The 20,357-nt window shown below is 66.7% G+C and carries 15 protein-coding genes; 5 read left to right on the top strand and 10 right to left on the bottom strand.

Annotation, left to right across the window (positions count from 1 at the left end; translation table 11 throughout):
* Window positions 1-14 precede the first annotated feature (14 nt).
* Complete coding sequence (locus IE191_RS05365; RefSeq protein ID WP_373299244.1) at window positions 15-1,301, top strand: chloride channel protein; 1,287 nt, start codon at window positions 15-17, stop codon at window positions 1,299-1,301.
* On the opposite strand, the gene IE191_RS05360 is transcribed toward IE191_RS05365, so the two are convergent.
* From IE191_RS05360 to IE191_RS05345, 4 genes are all read right to left on the bottom strand, one after another.
* Window positions 1,269-2,210, bottom strand: a complete 942-nt coding sequence (locus tag IE191_RS05360; RefSeq protein WP_191323337.1) for a mechanosensitive ion channel family protein — start codon at window positions 2,208-2,210, stop codon at window positions 1,269-1,271. The genes IE191_RS05365 and IE191_RS05360 overlap by 33 nt on opposite strands.
* A complete protein-coding gene (metC, locus tag IE191_RS05355; RefSeq protein WP_191323336.1) occupies window positions 2,207-3,439 on the bottom strand; it encodes a cystathionine beta-lyase in 1,233 nt (410 codons plus the stop codon). The genes IE191_RS05360 and metC overlap by 4 nt, the downstream gene beginning before the upstream one ends.
* A 52-nt stretch (window positions 3,440-3,491) precedes the next feature.
* On the bottom strand, window positions 3,492-4,349 hold the full coding sequence (sseA, locus tag IE191_RS05350) for a 3-mercaptopyruvate sulfurtransferase (RefSeq protein ID WP_191323335.1): 858 nt from the start codon (window positions 4,347-4,349) through the stop codon (window positions 3,492-3,494).
* 142 nt (window positions 4,350-4,491) lie between these two features.
* Window positions 4,492-5,703 carry a hypothetical protein gene (locus IE191_RS05345; RefSeq protein ID WP_191323334.1) on the bottom strand — a complete coding sequence of 404 codons (1,212 nt, stop codon included), beginning with the start codon at window positions 5,701-5,703 and terminating at the stop codon, window positions 4,492-4,494.
* A 209-nt stretch (window positions 5,704-5,912) separates the two neighbouring features.
* On the opposite strand from IE191_RS05345, the gene queF reads away from it, so the two are divergent.
* Entirely contained in the window at window positions 5,913-6,377 is a 465-nt protein-coding gene (gene queF, locus IE191_RS05340; RefSeq protein ID WP_191323333.1) for a preQ(1) synthase, read from the top strand.
* A 228-nt stretch (window positions 6,378-6,605) separates the two neighbouring features.
* Window positions 6,606-6,788, top strand: coding sequence for a Flp family type IVb pilin (locus tag IE191_RS05335; protein ID WP_054130878.1), 183 nt, complete (start codon window positions 6,606-6,608; stop codon window positions 6,786-6,788).
* Between the two features lie 183 nt (window positions 6,789-6,971).
* Here the strand turns inward: IE191_RS05335 and IE191_RS05330 are convergent, their stop codons facing one another.
* Window positions 6,972-8,021, bottom strand: a complete 1,050-nt coding sequence (locus IE191_RS05330; protein ID WP_191323332.1) for an aldo/keto reductase — start codon at window positions 8,019-8,021, stop codon at window positions 6,972-6,974.
* A gap of 240 nt (window positions 8,022-8,261) precedes the next feature.
* On the opposite strand from IE191_RS05330, the gene IE191_RS05325 reads away from it, so the two are divergent.
* Window positions 8,262-9,239, top strand: coding sequence for a GAF domain-containing protein (locus IE191_RS05325; RefSeq protein ID WP_191323331.1), 978 nt, complete (start codon window positions 8,262-8,264; stop codon window positions 9,237-9,239).
* Window positions 9,240-9,423: 184 nt separating this feature from the next.
* Complete coding sequence (locus tag IE191_RS05320) at window positions 9,424-9,867, top strand: c-type cytochrome (RefSeq protein ID WP_191323330.1); 444 nt, start codon at window positions 9,424-9,426, stop codon at window positions 9,865-9,867.
* Between the two features lie 298 nt (window positions 9,868-10,165).
* On the opposite strand, the gene IE191_RS05315 is transcribed toward IE191_RS05320, so the two are convergent.
* The 5 genes from IE191_RS05315 to IE191_RS05295 all read right to left on the bottom strand — a co-directional run bounded on the left by IE191_RS05315 (window position 10,166) and on the right by IE191_RS05295 (window position 20,212).
* Window positions 10,166-12,229 carry a glycoside hydrolase family 97 protein gene (locus IE191_RS05315; RefSeq protein WP_191323329.1) on the bottom strand — a complete coding sequence of 688 codons (2,064 nt, stop codon included), beginning with the start codon at window positions 12,227-12,229 and terminating at the stop codon, window positions 10,166-10,168.
* A 5-nt stretch (window positions 12,230-12,234) separates the two neighbouring features.
* Window positions 12,235-13,860: an alpha-glucosidase gene (locus IE191_RS05310; RefSeq protein WP_191323328.1), complete on the bottom strand. Its 1,626-nt coding sequence runs from the start codon at window positions 13,858-13,860 to the stop codon at window positions 12,235-12,237.
* Window positions 13,857-15,740: an alpha-amylase family glycosyl hydrolase gene (locus tag IE191_RS05305; protein ID WP_191323327.1), complete on the bottom strand. Its 1,884-nt coding sequence runs from the start codon at window positions 15,738-15,740 to the stop codon at window positions 13,857-13,859. The genes IE191_RS05310 and IE191_RS05305 overlap by 4 nt, the downstream gene beginning before the upstream one ends.
* Window positions 15,737-17,257 (bottom strand): tryptophan halogenase family protein, encoded by a 1,521-nt coding sequence (locus IE191_RS05300; RefSeq protein WP_191323326.1) that lies wholly within the window; start codon window positions 17,255-17,257, stop codon window positions 15,737-15,739. The genes IE191_RS05305 and IE191_RS05300 overlap by 4 nt, the downstream gene beginning before the upstream one ends.
* Before the next feature lie 120 nt (window positions 17,258-17,377).
* Window positions 17,378-20,212, bottom strand: a complete 2,835-nt coding sequence (locus IE191_RS05295) for a TonB-dependent receptor (protein WP_191323325.1) — start codon at window positions 20,210-20,212, stop codon at window positions 17,378-17,380.
* Between the last annotated feature and the right edge of the window lie 145 nt (window positions 20,213-20,357).

Raw genomic sequence — 20,357 nt, 5'->3', positions numbered from 1 at the left:
CAACAGGAGGAATCGTGCGCGCCTTGTTCACCCGTCTTCGCATCCGTTTCGCGCTGGCTCTGCTGGCCATGGCCTTGGCCGTAGGCACGGCCTGCGCCGGGTTCCTCTGGTCGCTCGATGCTGTCACGCGCCTGCGCTTTGCCGCGCCCTGGCTGCTCTATGGCCTGCCGCTGTGCGGGCTGGCGGTGGCCTGGCTCTATCGCCGGTTCGGGGCGCGCGCCGAAGGCGGCAACAACCTGATCCTTGACGAGATTCACGAGCCGGGCGGCGGCGTGCCGCTGGCCATGGCGCCGCTGGTGCTGATCGGCACGGTGGCCACGCATCTGTTCGGCGGATCGGCCGGGCGCGAAGGCACGGCGGTGCAACTGGGCGGCAGCCTGGCGCATGGCCTGGTGGACCGGCTGGGGCTGACCGGCAAGGCGCGGCGCCTGCTGCTGATGGGCGGGGTGGCGGCCGGTTTCGGTGCGGTATTCGGCACCCCACTGGCCGGTGCGGTCTTTGCCATCGAAGTGCTGGCGCTGGGCGGGCTGGACCTGGCCGCGCTGGTGCCCTGCCTGGTGGCGGCGCTGGCGGGCGATTTCGCCTGCCGCCTGTGGGGCATCCATCACACCCCCTATCCTCATGTCGGCCTGCCGCAGACCGACCTTGCCGGCTTTGCCCTGCTGCTGACCAAGGCCCTGCTGGTCGGCCTCGCCAGCGGGGTGGTGGCGCGCTTGTTTGCCGAGGCGAACCATGGCCTGGGCGATCTCTACAAGCGGTTCGTGGCGCAGCCGCTGTGGCGCCCGGTGATCGGCGGCGGCGTGGTGATCGCGCTGACCTTCGCGTTCGGCACGCAGGATTACCTGGGGCTGGGGGTGCTTTCGCCCCATCCCGGCGCGCCCACGCTGCCCGGCTTTTTTGTTACCGGGCCTGACCGCTGGAGCTGGCTGCTCAAGCTGGTGTTTACTGTTGCCACGCTCAGCGCCGGGTTCAAGGGCGGGGAAGTGACGCCGCTGTTCTTCATCGGCGCGGGCCTCGGCAGCGCGCTGTCCGTGCTGCTCGGCCTGCCGGTGCCGCTCGCGGCGGCGCTGGGCATGGTTGCGCTGTTTGGCGCAGCGGCGAACACGCCGGTGGCCTGCGCGGTGATGGGGCTGGAGTTGTTCGGGCTGGATGCGGCCCCGGCGCTGATCGTGGCGTGCGTGGCGGCCTACCTCGCCTCGGGCCATGGCGGCATCTACCTCTCGCAGCGGATCGCCCGCCCCAAGTGGCCCCGCCACCGGGGCGGTGTGTCACTGCGCGCCGTTCGCCGGGTCTGGCTCTGAAGAACCCATCAGGGCGCGCAGGGCGGCGGTGTCGCGCAGGCGTACATCCTGCTGCGGGAAGGGCACTTCCACGCCATGTTCCTGGAACAGGCGCCACAGCGCGCGCAGCACCTGGCTGCGGACATTGGCGGTGCCGTCCTGCGGATCTTCGATGGTGACATAGATCGCCATGTCGATGCCGCTGGCGCCCAGCGCGCTCATCACCACCGATGGGGCGGGTTCGGCGAGCACGCGCGGCGCGGCGCGCGCGGCCTGGAGCATCAGGCGTTCGGCCAGATCGAGATCGGTGTCATAGGCCACGCTGACGGGAATGGTCAGTACGATCTGGGTGTTGGAATAGGACCAGTTTTCCACCTGGGTGGTCATGAGGATTTCGTTGGGAATCAGGTATTCGCGATGGTCACGCGTGGCCACCGACACTGCCCGGATGCCGATCTTGCGCACCTGGCCCACGGTGTTGCCCTTGCCGTCGTTGATCGCGATCACGTCGCCCGGCTTGATCGAGCGGTCCATCAGCAGGATCAGTCCGGCGATCAGGTTGCCGAAGGTCTTCTGCAAGCCGAAACCGATGGCCAGGCCAAAGGCCCCTGAAAACACCGTGAGCGCGGTGAAGTTGATCCCCAGCAGGTCGATGCCCATGAAGAAGGCGAGCGCCCAGACCATGAGCGAGACGATCTTTTCGCCCAGCACCTGCTGCGCGGAATCGAGACTGGTTGCGCGGGCGAAGAAATAGCGCGCCAGCTTGCTGCCCAGCCGGGCGAGCATGAACATCGCCACCACCACCAGCACCATCTTGGCGGCGTTGAACACCGAGATGTGATAGTGGCCGATATCGAAGCCCAGATCGTCGAGCGACTGGAAGAAGTCTTCGACTTGATGGTGCACCTTGCGGTTGGCCCAGCCACTCATTGCGCGGCGGTCCAGGCAGCGAGCGCCTGTTCGAGGTCGGCGATCAAATCAGTGGGGTCTTCCAGGCCGATGGCCAGGCGCACGGCGAAGCGGTCGGCCGGGTCCATGTCGGCGCGTGGCCAGGGGCTGGCGGTGCGGATTGCGGCAGGATCGACGGGCGTGGCCAGGCTTTCGAATCCGCCGAAGCTGTAGCCGATGCCGAACAGGGCGAGCGCATCGATCAGGGCGTCGCGCGCTTTGGCCGTACCGCCTTTCAGGACGAAACTGAACAGGCCGCAGCCGCCGGTGAAATCGCGCCGCCAGTGCTCATGGCCGGGCGAGCCGGGCAGCATCGGGCAGAGCACGCGCGCCACTTCGGGTCGGGTGGCGAGCCACTGCGCCACGGCGAGTGCGGCGGCGGTGGAGGCTTCCAACCGCAGGCCCATGGTGCGCAGGCCGCGCAGCATGATCGCGGCATCGTCGGGCGAGACCACCAGGCCCAGGTTCTGGCTGCGCAGGCGCAGCTTGCCATACCACTCGGCCGCCGCCGTGGTGCTGCCCATGACTACGTCGGAATGGCCGCTGACGTGCTTGGTCAGCGACATGATGCTGATATCCGCGCCGTGGGCCAGCGGGGCAAAGCCGAGCGGAGAAGCCCAGGTGTTGTCCACCAGCACGGCAAGGCCCTGCGCCTTGGCCGCGCCGATCAGGGCGGGCATGTCCGGCACTTCCATGGTCAGGCTGCCCGGCGCCTCCAGCAGCACGGCGGCAGCGCCGGGGCACAGCGCGGCAAAGGCGGTGCTGTCCATCGGATCGAACCACACGGTCTTCACGCCGAAATCGGCGAGCAGCCCGCGCGCCATGGCGCGGCTGGGTTCATAGGCGTTGTCGGTGAGCAGCAGGGTATCGCCCGGCCGCAGCACGGTGAGCAGCGCGCCGCAGATCGCGCTCACGCCTGAAGGATAGAGCACCGTGCCGCCGCCCTGCGCGCCCGGTTCCAGCTCGGTCAAGGCTTCGGCCAGAGCCCACTGGGTGGGGGCGCCGCGCCGGCCATAGTAGAAATGCCCGTCGGCATTGCCGGGATGGCGGCGCAGCGCGGCCATGTCTGGATAGAGATGCGTGCTGGCGCGCCACACCGGCGGGTTGACCACAGCGCCGGGATGATCGGGCGTGCCGGTCCATTCCGGGCGACGCCCGGCGGCAACGAGGCGGGTGGCGGTCTGGAGCGGCTTTTCGGAAGAGGCAGTCATGTGCGCGTGCAAAGCACAGATGCGCCCGATCCGAAAGCCTCGATCGCCTGCGTTAATCGACCAGACAGGTGGCCGGGCCGGTTTCCTTGGGCGTGGCCGGATCGGCGCCCCATTCGCTCCAACTGCCGTCGTAGAGCGCCACGTCGTCCTTGCCGAGCAAGTGCAGCGCGAAGATCACGACATTGGCAGTCATGCCCGAGCCGCAACTGGCGATCACCGGGCGGGCGAGGTCCACCCCGGCTTCGGCAAAGGCGGCGCGCAGGCCATCGGGCTTTTTCCAGGTGCCATCGGGCGCGAACAGGCTGGCATAGGGCACGTTGCGCGCACCGGGGATATGGCCGCTGGCGAGCGCCGGGTTGGTTTCCTTGACATCGCCGGTAAAGCGACCGGCGCCGCGCGCATCGACCAGTTGTTCGGCATGGCTGGACAGATTTGCCAGCACCTGGTCCTTCGAGCGTAGCGCGCGCAAGTCGCTCCACGCGGTGAAATGGCGGTGGCGCAGCTTCTCGCGACCTTGCGCACAGGGGCGGCCTTCGGCCTTCCACTTGGCAATGCCGCCATCGAGCAGCGCCACGTTCTGCGCGCCGAACAGGGTCAGCAGGAACCAGGCGCGGGTCGACGACTTGATCGGGCTATCGTCGTAAAGAACGATGCGGCTGCCATCGCCCAGGCCCAGGCTTTGCATGCGGATCGCGAATTTCTCGGCCGAAGGCAGCGAGTTGGGCAAGCCCGTGGCGCTGTCCACCAAGTTGCCCAGGTCCATGAAGACAGTGCCGGGAATGTGGCACGCCTCATACTCCAGCGCGGCGTCGCGCTTGTGTTCGGGCAAAAAGCAACTGGCATCGACGATGCGCAGATCGCTCGCACCCATCTCGTTGGCGAGCCATTGGGTGGAGACCAGCGGTTCCATGAATTTCTCCTGCCTGCGTGCGACCCGTCTGGCGCGGGTTCATTTCGGCTGTCGAACTTAGAGCCACCGCGCAATGGCGTCGATTGCAAAAATGGCCAATCGACGCCGCGTTTCGTTTCACTTTGCGACTGGTACGGGCACGTTACAGGGCGGGCAGGGGCATCGGGCGCTGATCGAGCGTATCGAACACGCGCGGCCCCTGGTCGAGGCGGAAGGCCTGGAGCCGCGCCGCCGGATCGCCGGGCGCGGCCGGCTGGCCCACCAGGAATGCGGCATGGGCATGGGCGGCGGCGCCGTTTTCGGCCTGGGTGGCCCAGACGCTGGCGCGCACGATCGGCACGAACAACTGGGCACTGCCGGCGCGAATCGTCAGGATCGCGGACAGCGGCAGGCGCATTTCGACCGGGACTGTCAGGCTCTGGCCAGGATCGAGCCGTTCCAGCGTGCGCAGCGGCGGCAGTTCCGGGCCGGCCAGGCCAAGCTGTTCATCCATCGGGCGCGAAGCGTGGGCCGAAGTCATGTCGCCCGACAGCGCCAGATCGGTCAGCGCGTGGGAGGCATGGTTGGTCAGCACCAGGCGGCACGACAGCGTGGCATTGACCAGCGTGGCGCTGAGCCGATCGGCGAGGAGCGTGACGGCAAGACCTGCCGGAACATCGACGGGCGGCGGGGCGATGGGCGCCGGTGCCGGAACGGGGGCAGGTGCCGGAGCGGGGCGCGGCGGCTGCGGGGCCGTGGGAGCTGGCGGTGGCGGCGGCGGCGGCGCCACGGGCAAGGCCGCGTCGACCGGACCTTCGACCGCGGTGGGGCGGCGGCGGCGCCAGGCGAAGGCGGCGAGGGCCACTGCCAGCGCGCCCAACCCGGCAGCCCATGGCCACCACGCAGGGCTGCTGTCGGTGCTGGTATCGGCCGGAATGGCGGGCGCCGGTTCGGCCGAGGCGCTGGCTTCGGGCGCAGCGCTCGCGTCGGGGGCAGGCGGTTGTTCGCTTGGCGCGGCAGTGGCTTGCGCGATTGGCGAGGGAACCGGCGTTGGCGCGGCTTGTGGCGCGGCTTCGGGCGTCGCGCTCGGCTGCGGGCGGGGTGCCGGTGCCGGAGTGGCGCGGCGAACCGGGGTGGCGGCACGGCTGGGGCTGGCCTGGGGAAGCGTGATCGCCGGGGCGGTGGGCGTCGATGCCGCCGGGATCGGCGCGGATGGCTTGATCACCGGCGCCTGGGTCGGCGTGCCCAGCGTGGGCAGCGTGGGGGCTGGCACTGCCGGGCTCAGCGTCTGGGTGGGCGCGGGCGTGGTCGCGGCCGGGGCCGCCTGCGTCTGGGCCTGCGCTGCACCGGCCAGCGTGACCGAGGCGAGAAGCATGGCGCAGCGCGCGCCGCGTGCGAAGGAACGTGGGGGGAAAGTGCCGCGCATGGCCGAGTTTGAACTGCCTCGTTTCAGGATGTCTCGTCGATGGCCGGATACGGCCGGACGGCGTTGAATAGTGCCTGAACGGGCAGGCGCAAGCCGCCGGGTTGCTTCATCGGCGGGTTTCGGTGCATGGCCCGCGCAACAGAAAGGATTCTCCTGCCATGTCAGACCCCCGCCATCCGGCCCCGCTGCACCTGGGCCAGACCAGCGCTTTGCCGGCCTCGCCCGAGGAAGCGGTGCTGGACTATGTGCCCAACCCGCGCGTCGGCACGCTCTATCTGGTGCGCTTTGCCGCGCCCGAATTCACCTCGCTCTGCCCGGTGACCGGCCAGCCCGATTTCGCCCATCTGGTGATCGACTATGCGCCGGGCGAAACCATCGTCGAATCCAAGTCGCTCAAGCTGTTCCTGGGTGCGTTCCGCAACCACAACGGCTTTCATGAAGACGTGACCGTGGGCATTGGCCAGCGCCTGTTCGACGAGATGAAGCCGCAATGGCTGCGAATCGGCGGCTATTGGTATCCACGCGGCGGCATTCCGATCGATGTGTTCTGGCAATCCGGCCCGGCGCCGGCCGGACTGTGGCTGCCCGACCAAGGCGTGCCGGGCTATCGCGGGCGTGGCTGATCGCGGGATAATCCCGAGATTTCCGGATTTTGGAGAAGGGGAGCAAGCGCTCCCCTTTTTCGTGGGCGTGATCGGCGTGGCCCAGGGCAGGTTTGGTTAACCAGAAATTCCTCCGCAACGGTGTGTTCGCGCGGAGGCGCAATGCAGAAAATTCTAAGGGCATTTACCAATGATTAGGGGGAAAGCGGCAAAACGGCGGTGGGGTTACTCAAACAGGAGACTTGGACAATGACCTTCTTCCGCAAGCTCATCAAGGACACCGAAGGCGCGACCGCCATCGAATACGGCCTGATCGCTGCTCTCATCGCCGTTGCCGCCATCACCGCCATGGGCGCGCTCGGCAACTCGCTCGGCAACACCTTCAACCTCGTGTCGAACGACATGAACAACGCTTCGGACGGCAAGCTCTAAGGCTTGATCCTGGCGTGATCGCCCTGGCCGCGCCGATGCGTTGGCCGGGGTGATCCCCCAGGCCCGCAGCGATCGCCAGCGATCGGGGGGCGGGCCATCCACGGTAGAGGGAAAGGGGGCTGGAAACGGCCCCCTTTCTTTTTTGCGTGCCGGAATGGTTCGCAGGACTTTTCGGTCAGCCTCTCAGGGGCAGGGATCGGGCAGCACGGCGTGCACCGCCTCGATCGCGGCAATCGCTTCGGGCGGCAGGGTGACATCGGCGCTGGCGATGGCCAGGGCCAACTGCTCGGGCGTGGTGGCGCCAATGATGTTGGCGGCCACGAACGGGCGGCTGTTGACCCAGGCCAGCGCCAGAGTCGCCGGGTCCAGCCCAAAGGCATGGGCAATCGCCACATAGCGGGCGATGGCGCCATTGGCATTGGGCGTATTGTAGCGCGTGAACTGGTTGGCCACGTCGCGGCGCGAGCCCTTGGGAATCACCCCGCCGAGATATTTGCCGGTGAGATTGCCCGCGCCGAGCGGCGAATAGGCCAGCAGCGGCACGTTTTCGCGCAATGCCACCTCGGCCAGGCCGCCTTCGAACAGGCGGTTGACCAGATTGTAGGCATTCTGGATCGAGGCCACGCGCGGCAGCCCCTTGTCGCGCGACAAACGCAGGTATTCGCCCACGCCCCAGGCGGTTTCGTTGGACACGCCGACGTGGCGCACCTTGCCGGCCTTGACCAGTTCGCCCAGCGTGTCGAGCGTTTCCTCCAGTGGGGTCAGGTCTTCGCGGTCTTCCACCTGCGACAGGCCGCGGGCGCCGAACATCGGCACATGGCGTTCGGGCCAGTGCACCTGGTAGAGATCGACATAGTCGGTGCGCAGGCGCGCCAGGCTGCCGTCGATCGCCGAGAGGATGTTGCGGCGATCGAGCTTGTTGTCGCCGCCCCGGAACTTGCGCACCATGTCGCGCGCCGGGCCGGCCACTTTGGTGGCCAGAATCACTTTCTCGCGCTTGCCCGGCTGGGCCAGCCAGGTACCGATATATTCCTCGGTGCGGCCGATGGTGTCGTTGTGGAACGGCGTGACCGGATAGGCTTCGGCCGTGTCCACGAAATTGACGCCATGGTCGATCGCGTAGTCGAGCTGCGCATGGGCTTCAGCCTCGGTGTTCTGCGATCCATAGGTCATCGTGCCCAGGCAGATCAGGCTGACGTCCAGGCCGCTCGTGCCGAGCTTGCGGGTTTGCATGAGGGGGCTCCATCTTTGCGGGTGCGCGCCTTCTTGCCGTGGAATTGCGCAAATGCACATGAGGATTTCTCATCGGCCCAATGTCCAATGGGCAAGGCGGGAAAGGCCTTGCAAAGAAAGCCGATGGAACCAGATAGACCTGCTGCCGCAAAGGCCCGTCCGCCGCGCCGGCGCATGCGGTCCACCTGCGCACCCGGCGCTGCCGAGCCTTGCGCCGCAATCGATGGAGAGGCATCGCCCATGGCCATTTTGCATCCCGTTTCCGATCCCGACCATGCCACACGGGTCTTGAACGCGGTGCAATCCTCGCGCGCGGCGGTTTCGGCCGTGGCAGCCTCATGGTGTCGCTCCGCGCTGCATCACGGGCTGGACCCGGCCGCGCCGCGCAGCGGGGCGGAACGGCTGGGCGGCGCGGAACTCCAGGCGTTGCGCGCGGCCAATGGCGAGTTGCTCGCTGTCGCCGCGCCGGTGCTCGACCGGCTGTTCGGCAGCGTGGGCCTGGCCGGCGCCTGCGTGCTGATCGCCGACACCGGCGGGGTGGTGCTGGACTGGCGTGCGGGCGATGCCGATGCCGACCGCTTCGAGGATCTGGGCCTGGCGCCCGGCGCATCGTGGGCCGAAGCGGCGCAGGGCACCAACGGCATCGGCACCTGCCTGGTGGAAGGGCGCGCGGTGACGATCCACCGCGACGAGCACTTTGCCAGCCGCAACGTTGGCGTAAGTTGCATGGATGCCCCGATTTTCGACGCCGAGGGGCGCCTCGTCGCCGCGCTCGACATCTCTTCGGCGCGCGGCGACCACGACCGCGCGATGGCGGCGCTGATCGGCGCGCTGGTGCAGGATGCGGCGCGGCATATCGAGCGCGACCTGTTCTGCCGTCGCTATGCCGATGCGCGTATCGTGCTCGCCGGCACCGATCCGGCCGCGCGGGGGCAGGCCCTGCTGGCGGTGGACCGCGATGACCTGGTGATTGGCGCCACGCGCGCGGCACGCCAGCACTTTCGCCTGGGGGCGGGCGAGACGATCAGCCCGCGCCCGCTGGGTGAGTTCCTGGGCGATGGCGCGCCCGCCAGCTTCGAGGACGGCGACCGCGCCGTGCTGCGCCAGGCCCTGGCCCGCGCAGACGGCAACGTGAGCGGCGCGGCGCGCCTGCTGGGGATCGGCCGAGCCACGTTCTACCGCCGGATGGAGCGCGTGGGCCTCTCGCTGCGCCACTGATTCGCGAATCACGGCTTGCTGGTGGCGTCTGAGGCGGGGTTTGGCCTGCTGCTGGCGCCGCCGGCAGGGGGTTTCGCACGCTTTTTTTGCGGTGCAACCGCTTGCAATGCAAAAAGTGCAACTGCAATGGGGCAGGACAAATTGCCGTATCGCGCCGTCGCGTGTGATGGCCTAGCGCGGCGGCATGAAGTCCTTGCACACCCTGGCGCTGCTTGCCGCCGCCCTCAGCCTCTCTGCCTGTGGGGGAGACAAGACCCACGATGCGCGGCTGGCCAAAGCTGGACCGAACCCCTCGCTCGCGGCACTGATGAAAGTGGCTGATGCGCGGATCGGAGATCGCAAGGCGGCCTCGTGCAAGGCCTGTCACACCTTCGATGCCGGCGCGCCGGACATGGCCGGGCCGAACCTGCACGGCGTCTATGGCCAACCCATGGGCCGCAACCGCCCCGGCTTCGGCTATTCCGCCGCGCTGCGCGATGCCGGTGGCAAGTGGGACGATGCCACGCTGGACGCCTGGCTGAAGAATCCCAAGGCGGTGGTGCCGGGCACAGCGATGATGTTCGGGGGGATTGCCGATCCGCTCAACCGGGCGGATGTGATTGCCTATCTGCGCTCTCAGGGGCGGTGATTGCTCTTGACGCGCCAGCGCGACTGCATGCGCACCAATTTTCTCGTCGCCCCGTGCTTGACACGGGGCTTGGCTAACTTGGGATCTCGCCTTGCGTCGGCGCGACCGGATACCATTGATCCCGAATACCCAGCCGCCCATTTCCATTTTGCCAGCATGCCAAACGCGAGGTGGCAAGGGAAGCCAAGCCCCGTGTCAAGCACGGGGCGACGGGCAGTTAATGTTGCTGTTTGCGCCCAGCATCCCCCACACCCAACCCTCTCCCCTGAAGGGGAGAGGGCTTTTTGCTTGTTTGCGGTTACTTGCCCGGATGCAGCCGGATGGCGGTGCCGCCGCCGGGGGCGAGCCAGATCGTAAGGGTGTCGCCCTTTTTCAGCGTCCTGGTGTCGTAGGCGATCCTGTGGCGCGCTTCGGTTTCATAGGTCGCGCCTTCGCCGTCCTTGTAGATTGTGGCGGTATAGGTCTTGCCGGCATCGAGCATGTCGAACGTGAGCGTCACGGTGCGGGCGGTGGCGTCGTTGACGCCGCCGGCGTACCAGTCGTCGCTCTTGTGGTCCTTGCGCGCGAAGATCGCGTATTCGCCCACTTCGCCCGCGATCAGGTGGCTTTCCGACCAGTCCGCCGGCACCTGGCGGATGAATTCCAGTTCCTTGGGATGGGCGGCCAGGTTCTCGATGAAATCGGCCGCCATCTGGATCGGTGAATAGATCGCGAGGTAGAGTCCCAACTGCTTGGCCAGCGTGGAGGCAAGCGCGGCGTGCTTGGCGCCTTCCAGGCTGAGCACGCCGGGGGTGAAGTCCATCGGGCCTGACAGCATGCGGGTATAGACCAGCGTAGGCTCGTGGCTCGGGCCGTTGGCGAACTGCCCCCAGGCGTTGTATTCCATGCCGCGCGCGCCTTCGCGGTCGATCCAGTTGGGATAAGTGCGGCGCAGGCCCGTGTCCTTGACCGGTTCGTGGGCATCGATCGCGATGTGATACTTGGCCGCCGTTTCCACCACTTTCAGGTGGTGTTCCACCTGCCGCTGGCCATCGTGATAGGCCATCGCATAGGTGCCCGGCGTGGCACCGGGGGCGAGGATGCCACCCGCATCGGCGACATAGCCGGTCTTGACCGAATGGACGCCGAGCGCGGCATACATCTTCATCGCATCGTCGAGCTGGGCTTCGTAATTGGCGATGTTGCCGCCGGTTTCGTGGTGGCCGATCAGTTCCACGCCTTTCTTGCGGGCATAGTCGGTCACCGCCTTGATGTCGAAATCGGGCGTCGCCTGGGTATAGCTGAAATCCTTGCCGTTGCCGAACCAGTTGCCGTTCCAGCCCTTGTCCCAGCCTTCCACCAGCACGCCGCCAAAGCCGTTCTTGGCGGCGAAGTCGATATACTGCTTGGTGCGCGCGGTGGTGGCGCCGTGGTTCGGGCCTTCGGCCCAGGTCCAGTCGCCGCGGATCATGCCCCACCAGATGCCGATGTATTTCATCGGCTTGACCCAGCTTACGTCGCCCAGCTTGTTGGGTTCGTTGAGATTCAGTTCCAGGTCGTTTTCGACCAGGCCTGCCGCGTTGTCGGCAATGCGGATCGTGCGCCAGGGGGTGTTGAACGGCAGGTCGCGCGTGACCTTGGGGCCGCCCGGATTGGGCGAGAGGGTGGAGCGGAAGCGCGTGCCGTCGATGCGCTTGAACCACATGGCCGAATAATCGACCAGCGCGGCTTCGTGGAACGCCAGATGCGTGCCGTCGGCCAGCTTCATGGTAATCGGCGTATGCGCGGTGGACACGCCGTCGATCGGGGTCTTTTGATAGACCTGCTCATAGCGGTTCCATTCGCCGCCCGGAATCCACCAGGCCGTGCCGTTCTGCGCCAGGTTGAACTCGGTCAGCTCGTCGGCGATCTTCATCGTCGTCATCGCCGCTTGCGTGGGCAGCTCATAGCGCAGGCCGAAACCATCGTTGAACAGGCGGAAGCGCACGTTCATCTCGCGCCCGCCCCATTCGGGCACCTGCTTGAACTTGACCAGCAATTCGGTGTGGTTGTCGGTGACGAAGCGGCGCTCGCCCCAGGGCTGTTCCCAGGTGGTGGGCTTGGGGCTGGCGGTTTCGCTGCCGATGATGTGGTTGCCGCGCACCATGGTGGGGCCATCGGTGAGGATGAAGCCGAGCGAGGAGGCGCCGATCAGCAGCTTGCCCTTGCGCGAGAGGCTGTAGGTGGGGCGGCCATCGCCGTCGATCGCCACGGTCAGCACCAGGCTGCCATCGGGCGAGGCAAGCGTGACGGGGGCATCCTGGGTCTGCTGGGCCAGCGCCGGCAGCGGGGCGCAAGCCAGCGTCAGCGCCAGCGGCGCTGCGAGGCGGGTCAGAACGGACATGGGGGTTAGATCCTCTCTTCGACAATCAAGGCAGCAAAGCCGGGCAGGTATCCCAGGCTTGCGTCATTCTCGGCCACCAGCACGGTGCCTTCCTGCGCCACGTCCTGCGGCCAGGCGACGGGCTGGTTGGTCATGTTGATCAGCACCAGCAGCGACTGGCCGGCATACCGGCGGCGCGCCACCAGCAAGGCAGCATCGGCATGCAGCACGTCGAAGCTGCCGTGGCGCAGGGCGGGCGTTTCGCGCCGCAAGTGCAGCAGCCGCGTGGTGAGCGAAAGCAGCGAGGCGGGATCGGCCTCCTGGCGGTCCACCGCGCGCGCGAGGTTTTCCTCGCCCAGGGGCAGCCAGGGGGCAGGGCCGGCGGTGAACCCGCCCATGGCCGCCTGCGCCTGCCACGGCAGCGGGGTGCGGGCGCCGTCGCGCGAGAGGGTCAGCGGCCAGTTGGCGATGGCTTCGGGGTCCTGCAACTGCTCGAACGGGATATCCACCTGGGTAAGGCCCAGTTCCTCGCCCTGGTAGACGATGATGTTCCCGCGCAACGTGGCAAACAGCACGGCTTTCATCCGGGCATAGGCGTCGCGCGCTTCGGGCGTGGCCCAGCGCGAGAGGGCGCGCGGCGCATCGTGGTTTTCAAAGGCCCAGCTTGGCCAGCCGATGCCCGGCTCGTCCGGCCACTTGGCCAGCACATCGCGGACCATGACCGGCGTGATCTGCGGGGCATAGAGGAAATCGAAGCCATAGGCGCTGTTGAGGCGTGCGCTGCCGGCGGTGTATTCCTTCATTTCCGTTTCGGCCAGGTCACCGCCCACTTCGGCCACGGTGAACACCGCGCCATAGCTGTCGCACAGCGCACGCAGGCGTTCGATGAAGGTGACGATGCCGGGGTGGGACTGGTTGTAGATCTTGAGCTGGTAATCGAACGGACGGGTGCGGCGGCGGCCATCCTCGGGCGCGGGCGGATTGTCGCGCAGCGTCGGGTCGTGCATCAGGAAATTGAGCGCGTCGATGCGGAAGCCATCGACCCCGCGATCCAGCCAGAACTTCATCACCCCCAGCAGCGCTTCCTGCACGGCGGGGTTGTGGGCGTTCACCTGTGGCTGTTCGGCCAGGAAATTGTGCAGGTAATACTGGCAGCGGCGCGCGTCCCAGCGCCAGGCCGGGCCGCCGAACACCGATTGCCAGTTCGACGGCGGCGAGCCATCGGGCTTGGGATCGGCCCAGACGTACCAATCGGCGTGGGGATTGTCGCGGCTCTGGCGGCTCTCCACGAACCACGGGTGCAGGTCGGAGGTATGGGCATAGACCTGATCGATGGTGACTTTCAGGCCGAGTTCGTGGGCGCGGGCAACCAGGGCATCGAAATCGTCGAGCGTGCCGAACACCGGATCGACATTGCAGTAATCCGACACGTCATAGCCGAAATCGCGCATCGGCGAGGTGAAGAACGGCGAAATCCAGATGGCATCGGCGCCCAGCCGCGCCACGTGATCGAGCCGCGCGGTGATCCCGGCCAGATCGCCCACCCCGTCGCCATTGGAATCGGCAAAGCTGCGCGGATAGATCTGGTAGATCGCCGCGCCGTGCCACCAGGGCAGGTCTTGGGCGGAAGGCGGGGGCGTTTGCTGGGTCATTGGCCTTGCTTGTTCGAGGAATTGGGCTGGGAAATGGACGTGGGAAGGACGCGGCAGACAGCGCTGCCGTAAGCGGGCAAGTCAAGCACAACCGAACCCGGAGCGGATACCTGCGCGGGGCACTGCCCCCACAGGCTTTCCAGTTGTTGCGCCGCCGTGCCGATCGTGCTGGCCGCCTTGATCGGCTGGCCAGAGGTGTTGAAGGCGATGAGATATTCTGCGTTTGTGAACGGATCGAAGCGCGAGACGCTGAACAGGCCGGGCTTTTCGCCATAGCTGCGCGTGACCTGAGCGCCGCGGGCGAGGGCGGGGTGGCGGCCGCGCAGCGCGTTGAGCCGGGCGATCAGCTTGTAAAGCGGATGGTCGGGATTGAAATTGTCCTGCGCCGTGGTCCGGGTGGTGCCGAGCAGCGGCTGGTCGTTGTAGCTGGGCACCTTGCTGGCAAACATGTCCTGCCGCGCGGCCTGGTCGTTGCCGTGGCCGACCATGCCCTGTTCATCGCCATAATAGACCACCGGGCTGCCACGCAGGGTGAGCAGCATGGTGTGCGCCAGCGCGGTGCGGGCGAGCAGTTCGTCCTGGCCGATGCCGGGCCTGTCGTGCTCCACCAGCCAGGCAAAGCGGCCGACGTCGTGGTTGTCGATGAAGGTCGGTTGCGCCAGCGCGGCTTTCTCGCCGCCCTGATAGAGCACGTCGCCATCGAACAGGTCGGCCAGGACATCGGTGCCCTTGTCCTGCGCGAGCACGGCACGAACCGCGGCGTGGAAGGCGAAATCGAGCACGTTGGGATAGCCATCGCGCCGGGTGAAGCGGGCGATATAGCCATTGTCCGGGTTCTCGCGCGCCACTTCGCCGAAGATCGCGAAATGGGGAATGCCCTCGGCGCGGGCGATGTGTTGCATCGCCGGGATGAACGCCTGCCAGAAGCCGGGATCGACATGGCGGGCGGTATCGATGCGGAACCCGTCGACATGGAACTTGCGGATCCAGTCGCCATAGATCGCGATCATCCCGGCGCGGACGCGGGGGTGTTCGGTGAACACGTCATCCAGCCCGCTGAAATCGCCGAAGCGGCTGTTCTCGCCGCTGAACGTGCTGTCCCCCCGGTTGTGGTAATAGAGCGGGTTGTTCAGCCAGTCCGGCACTTTCACATGCTCTTCGCCCTTGGGAATGAAGGGCGTGTAGGCATAGGCCGGGTCGGTGAGATGGGCGAAGTTGGCCTCGGTGGAATCCTCGTCTCCGGCAAAGCCCGCGTTGATCGCCGGGCCGGCCAGGCCGCCCTTGCGGCTGTAGGGATAATCGGCCTTGTCGCGATAGGGGGCGGCGGTGCCGGCGGGCACCTCGCGATACTGGATCACGTCGGCGGTGTGGTTGACCACGATGTCCATGTAGACTTTGAGGCCAAGCGCGTGGGCGGCGCTGACCAATGCGGCAAATTCGGCATTGGTGCCGAAATGCGGATCGACCTGGGTGAAATCGGTGATCCAGTAGCCATGATAGCCGGCGCTTTCCTGCCCCGGCGCGCCCTGTACCGGCTTGTTCTTGAACACCGGGCCGACCCAGACGGCGGTAAAGCCCATGCCCTTGATGTAATCGAGCCGGGCGATCAGCCCCTTGATGTCGCCGCCATGATAGAAACCCTTGTCGGCGGGATCGAAGCCGGACGTGAGCCGCCCGCCGGCAATCCCGCCGGTGTCGTTGGCGGTATCGCCGTTGGCGAAGCGATCGGGCAGCACGAAATAGATCATTTCCCCGTCAGCCGGGCGCGTGGCCAGCGTGGCGGGAATGGAGGTCGGGACGCCCGACGGAGCGGCAAAAGCCGGTGCGAGTGCCGTGGTGGCCAGGGCCACCGCCAGCGCGGTGGAAAAACGCAGGATCATGCGACGAGTCCTTGGGGGGCAGGCGCAGCGCAGTGGCGCGCGATGAAATCGGCGTGGGCAGGGTAGGCCGCCACTTCGCGGCTGTAGAGCGTGTGCAGCGTTTCCAGCCAGTTGCCGAGATCCTCCGCCGGCACGGCTTCGGCCAGGGCATGGCTGGTGGCCGGAACGATGCCCTGACCGATCAGCACCTGCATCCAGCCCACTTCGCTGAAGAGGTCTGCCTGGTCGCGGAACAAGTGCCCGGCACTGCGGAACAGGTCGATCTTTTCCACCAGGCTGTCAGGCAGGGGCAGGCTGCGGCAGGCCTGCCAGAACGGTTCTTCGCGCTCATTCGCCCGGTAGTGCAGCACGATGAAGTCGCGGATGCGCTCCATTTCGTCGGCAAACTGGCGGTTGAACGCCGCGCGCACGGCGGGGGCCGGGCGCAGCATGGGGCCAAAGGTCATGATCCTGGCGATCATCGTCTGGATCAGGTGGATCGAGGTCGACTCGAGCGGCTCCAGAAAGCCGCTGGCCAGCCCCACGGCGATGACGTTGTGCGACCAGGCCTGGCGCCGCCGCCCGGTGGTGAAGCGGATCACGCGCGGATCGGCGAGCGGGGCGCCATCGAGATGGGCGAGCAGGCCGGCGGTGGCTTCATCGTCGCTGATGAAGGCATTGCAATAGACCCGGCCATTGCCGGTGCGGTGTTGCAGCGGGATGCGCCATTGCCAGCCCACGGCATGGGCGGTGGCGCGGGTGTAGGGGGTGAGCGGCGCAGCGCTGGCGCAGGGGACGGCAACCGCGCTGTTGGCAGGCAGAAGGTGCGACCAGTCGTCGAACCCGGTGCCCAGGCATTCCTCGATCAGCAATCCCTTGAGGCCGGAGCAATCGATGAACAGGTCGCCATCGATCCGCCGCTGATCGGCCAGGGTAACGCCGCTGATGTCGCCGCTGCCGCCATCACGCTCCACGGCCACGATCGTGCCTTCCTGGCGGATCACGCCCCGGCTTTCTGCATAGCGGCGCAAGTAAGCGGCATAGCGCCCGGCGTCGAAATGGAACGCATGGGGCATCTGCGGCACGTTGCGGTTGGTCAGCGGGGCGCCGTCGTGCATCTTGCCGGCGCGGGCGGCCAGGTCGTTGACGCTGTAATCGCCCAGCGGCCGGGCCAGGCCCAGGCGATGGGCGCGCGACCAGAAATGTCGGAAGGCGCCCAGGCCGATGTCGCGGCCCACATCGCCGAAAGCGTGGAGATAGCTGTGCCCGGCGCGCAGCCAGCCGGCAAATTCGATGCCCAGCTTGAACGTGGCGCCGGTGGCACGGATGAAATCGGTTTCGTCAATGCCCAGGGCCTGGTTGAACATGCGGATCTGCGGGATACTCGCCTCGCCCACGCCGATCGTGCCGATGGCATCGCTTTCAACCAGGGTGATCCGGGTGTTCTCGCCCAGGAAATGGACGAGGGCGGCCGCACACATCCAGCCTGCCGTGCCACCGCCGACAATCGTGATCGAACGTGCAACTTGGCTGTCCATGGCCCTGGCGCCCCCGCTGGAAGAGATTGCAGTGCCCGCATGAGACTCTGCAATCCATTGCAATAGTGTCATGGCGACAGCGGGCGGTCCAGCCTGGGACCACCCGCCGTCTGAGGGAACTTACAGCTTGTAGCTCAGCGTCAGGTAGAAATCGCGACCATAGCGCTGATAGTCGATCACCTGGCGCGGATCGTTGTTCTGGTAGGTGATGAACGGACGATCGGTGAGGTTCTTGGCCTGGAACATCACGGCCAGACCGGCAAAGCGCGAGCCGGGCTGGAATTCATACCCGATCTGCGCGTCGAGGATGCCTTCCGACTTGGCCGTGCGGTAGGTCGGGTTGGCCGACAGCCCCGCCACTTCCGCCAGGAAGCTGGAGCGGAAGCGATAGTTGGCGCGCGCCTGGAAGCCGGCCTTTTCATAATAGACCGAGCCGTTGGCCACCCAGTCCGACAGGCCGGGCAGCGTGATCGGGCTGTCCGGGTTCTTGGCAAAGACGATGCGGCTGTCGGTATAGCTGACCGAGGCAAACACGCCGAAGCCATCGAGCGCCGGGGTGAACAGGCCAAAGGGCAGCGAGGCGGTCGCTTCCGCGCCCTTGACCGTGCCCTTGCCGGTGTTGCCCGGTGCCGTGACCGGACCGACCGTGGTGGCGATCTGGTCGCGGATCGCTGCCGGCAGGCTCGCCACGACCGACTTGAAGTCATAGGCGTAGGAGTTGTTGGGATCGACGAAGTCGGTCAGGCGCTTGAAGTAGAGCGCCGCCGAGACGTAGCCGCCCTTGGCGAAGTAGTGCTCGGCCGACAGGTCGATATTGGCCGACTTGTAGGGACGCAGCGCGGCATTGCCGCCGTTGGAACTGAAGAACGGGCGCGTCGGATCGGTCGAGCCGATGTTGCTAGGATTGATCGAGAATTCCTGGTTCACGCGCTCCTGATCTAGGCGCGGACGCACCATGGTGAGCGAGCCCGCCAGCTTGAGGTAAGTGGCAGGGGCCAGTTCCAGGGCAAAGTTCGCGCTGGGCAGCACGTTCCAGTACTTCGCGCCGCCGCTGGCCGGGGTGACGATCACCGCGCCGGTGGTGGAGTCGAAGTTCGAGAGCGAGCCGTTGCTGCTCTGGTCGGTGTAGATGCCCTGGACGCCGACGGTGCCCGACAGGCGCTTGCCGCCCACGTCACCGTCCAGCTTGATCATGGCATAGCCGGTCCAGACCTTTTCGGTTACCGAGTTGTCGCGCACCAGCGAGACCGGGCGGTTGTCGTACACCGCGTTGTAGGCGTTGTTGTAGAGGTACATCGGATCGAGCGCGAGCATGCGCGGCACGCCGAGGTAGGCGAGCGGAACCGTGCCGATGATCGCGGCCTGCGGGATCGGGGCAAAGGTGGTGGTGCCGCTGCCCGGGGTGCAGCCGGTGCCGCCGCCCTTGGGGCACAGGAAGTACGACGTGAACGCCGAGGTCTTCTTGCGATAGCTGTAGTTGGCGCCGACTTCCCAGCCCTTGAGCAGGCCACCCTGGGCGAATTCGCCATCGAGGCTGGCGCGCAGCGCGGCCAGATCGTCCTTGAAGCTGGGCTTGTTGAGGAAGCCTGCCTGGACCACGGCCGTGGTGCCGTTGTAGCCCCAGCCGCGCGGATCGGTGATGCCGAAGTTGGCGGCATTGCCATAATCCAGCGTCGGGACGATATCGAACGTACCGTTGCCGTTCTGGGTGATGTGCAGCGTGTCGCGTGCGCCACCGGTGATGTAGCCGGTGCCCGAATAGTTTTCGAGCAGGAAGTCGGTGCGCTTGGCGTGGCTGTAGCTGGCATCGACCGTCAGGTGCATCGTGTCGGACAGGCCGATCACGTTGTTCCAGCCGATCGAGAAGTTGTCGGCCTTGCGCTGGTTGTAGTCGTTGCGCATCACCGCCTTGACGTTGGTGATCGTGGCATCGGTGACGAAGCCGTTCTTCACCGTGTAGCCCGGCTGGATCGCCGTGGTGTCGGTATTGGTCAGCGCCGACCAGCCGGGATAGATCGGGAATTCGATGCCGCGCAGGTACTGCGTTTCCTTGAAGTGCGAATAGAGCACGTCGAGCGTCGAATGCCAGTTGTCGTTCGGCTGGTATTCCAGCGTCGCCACCGCGCCATAGCGGTTGAGCAGGTTGGACTGCACATAGGGCTTGGCGCCGCCGAGAACGAGCGTCTTGTCGGTGTCCGACACCGTTGGGAAGCCCCAGGCGTTGTAGCGTTCGTCCTGCGACGGGGCCGAAGTGGCCGACAGGCCGATGGCGATGCCGAAGGTGTCGTCGGCGAACTTGTCGACATAGGTTGCCGAAGCGCGATAGCCATAGCGCTGGCCATCGGGATTGAGCTTCTTCATGCCGTTCATCTGGCCGCGCAACTGCACGGCGATGACGCGGCCGGCCTGGGCCAGCGGACGCAGCATGCGCAGATCGACGGTGCCGGAAATGCCCGCCGCGATCAGCGAGGGATCGGCGGCCTTGTGGACCACCACGTTCTTGAAGAACTCCGACGGATACTGGTCGTATTCCACGCCGCGGTTGTCACCCACGGTGACCTGTTCGCGGCCGTTGAGCAGCGTGGTCGAGAAATCCGGGCCAAGGCCACGGATCGACAGGCGCTGGTCGCGGCCTTCCAGGCGCTGCGCGGTCACGCCGGGCAGGCGGGCCAGCGAGTCCGCGATCGAGACGTCGGGCAGCTTGCCGATGTCTTCGGCCGACACCGCTTCGACAATGGCGATCGAGTTGCGCTTGATCGAGGCCGAGGCATTGAGCGAGGCGCGAATGCCCGACACCACGATGGCGCCCTGTTCGGGGGCGGCATCTGCGGTTGCCTGCGGCGCCGTTGCGGCGGGCGCTTCCTGGGCGAGGGCCGGGCTGCTGCCGGCCAGAACGGTCGCCAGCGCGACCAGCGAGCAGCGCAAGCCGCCCGCAGAAACTGCGTGATGTGCCATGATACCTTCCACTCCCCCAGCCGGCATCGCGCCGGCTACGAACCTTGTTGGCGTGCCCATCGCCAAAAGTGGCGGCGGGCAAGAAGCGCGACACCCGCCAGATGCGTCCACCCCGCCTTGCGATGATGTGACATCTGGTTCCACC

The sequence above is a fragment of the Novosphingobium pokkalii genome (assembly GCF_014652855.1).
Lineage (GTDB): Bacteria > Pseudomonadota > Alphaproteobacteria > Sphingomonadales > Sphingomonadaceae > Novosphingobium > Novosphingobium pokkalii.
This window is presented reverse-complemented; position numbering and strand designations above follow the sequence as displayed.

Bases quoted from the DNA above. Each gene is read 5' to 3' on its own strand.
- IE191_RS05315 (WP_191323329.1), bottom strand. From the start codon at position 12,229: ATGTCCGTTCTGACCCGCCTCGCAGCGCCGCTGGCGCTGACGCTGGCT.
- IE191_RS05295 (WP_191323325.1), bottom strand. From the start codon at position 20,212: ATGGCACATCACGCAGTTTCTGCGGGCGGCTTGCGCTGCTCGCTGGTC.
- IE191_RS05330 (WP_191323332.1), bottom strand. From the start codon at position 8,021: ATGCAAACCCGCAAGCTCGGCACGAGCGGCCTGGACGTCAGCCTGATC.
- queF (WP_191323333.1), top strand. From the start codon at position 5,913: ATGTCAGACCCCCGCCATCCGGCCCCGCTGCACCTGGGCCAGACCAGC.
- sseA (WP_191323335.1), bottom strand. From the start codon at position 4,349: ATGGAACCGCTGGTCTCCACCCAATGGCTCGCCAACGAGATGGGTGCG.
- IE191_RS05310 (WP_191323328.1), bottom strand. From the start codon at position 13,860: ATGACCCAGCAAACGCCCCCGCCTTCCGCCCAAGACCTGCCCTGGTGG.
- IE191_RS05300 (WP_191323326.1), bottom strand. From the start codon at position 17,257: ATGGACAGCCAAGTTGCACGTTCGATCACGATTGTCGGCGGTGGCACG.
- IE191_RS05325 (WP_191323331.1), top strand. From the start codon at position 8,262: ATGGCCATTTTGCATCCCGTTTCCGATCCCGACCATGCCACACGGGTC.
- IE191_RS05360 (WP_191323337.1), bottom strand. From the start codon at position 2,210: ATGAGTGGCTGGGCCAACCGCAAGGTGCACCATCAAGTCGAAGACTTC.
- IE191_RS05335 (WP_054130878.1), top strand. From the start codon at position 6,606: ATGACCTTCTTCCGCAAGCTCATCAAGGACACCGAAGGCGCGACCGCC.
- IE191_RS05345 (WP_191323334.1), bottom strand. From the start codon at position 5,703: ATGCTTCTCGCCTCGGTCACGCTGGCCGGTGCAGCGCAGGCCCAGACG.
- IE191_RS05305 (WP_191323327.1), bottom strand. From the start codon at position 15,740: ATGATCCTGCGTTTTTCCACCGCGCTGGCGGTGGCCCTGGCCACCACG.
- metC (WP_191323336.1), bottom strand. From the start codon at position 3,439: ATGACTGCCTCTTCCGAAAAGCCGCTCCAGACCGCCACCCGCCTCGTT.
- IE191_RS05320 (WP_191323330.1), top strand. From the start codon at position 9,424: ATGAAGTCCTTGCACACCCTGGCGCTGCTTGCCGCCGCCCTCAGCCTC.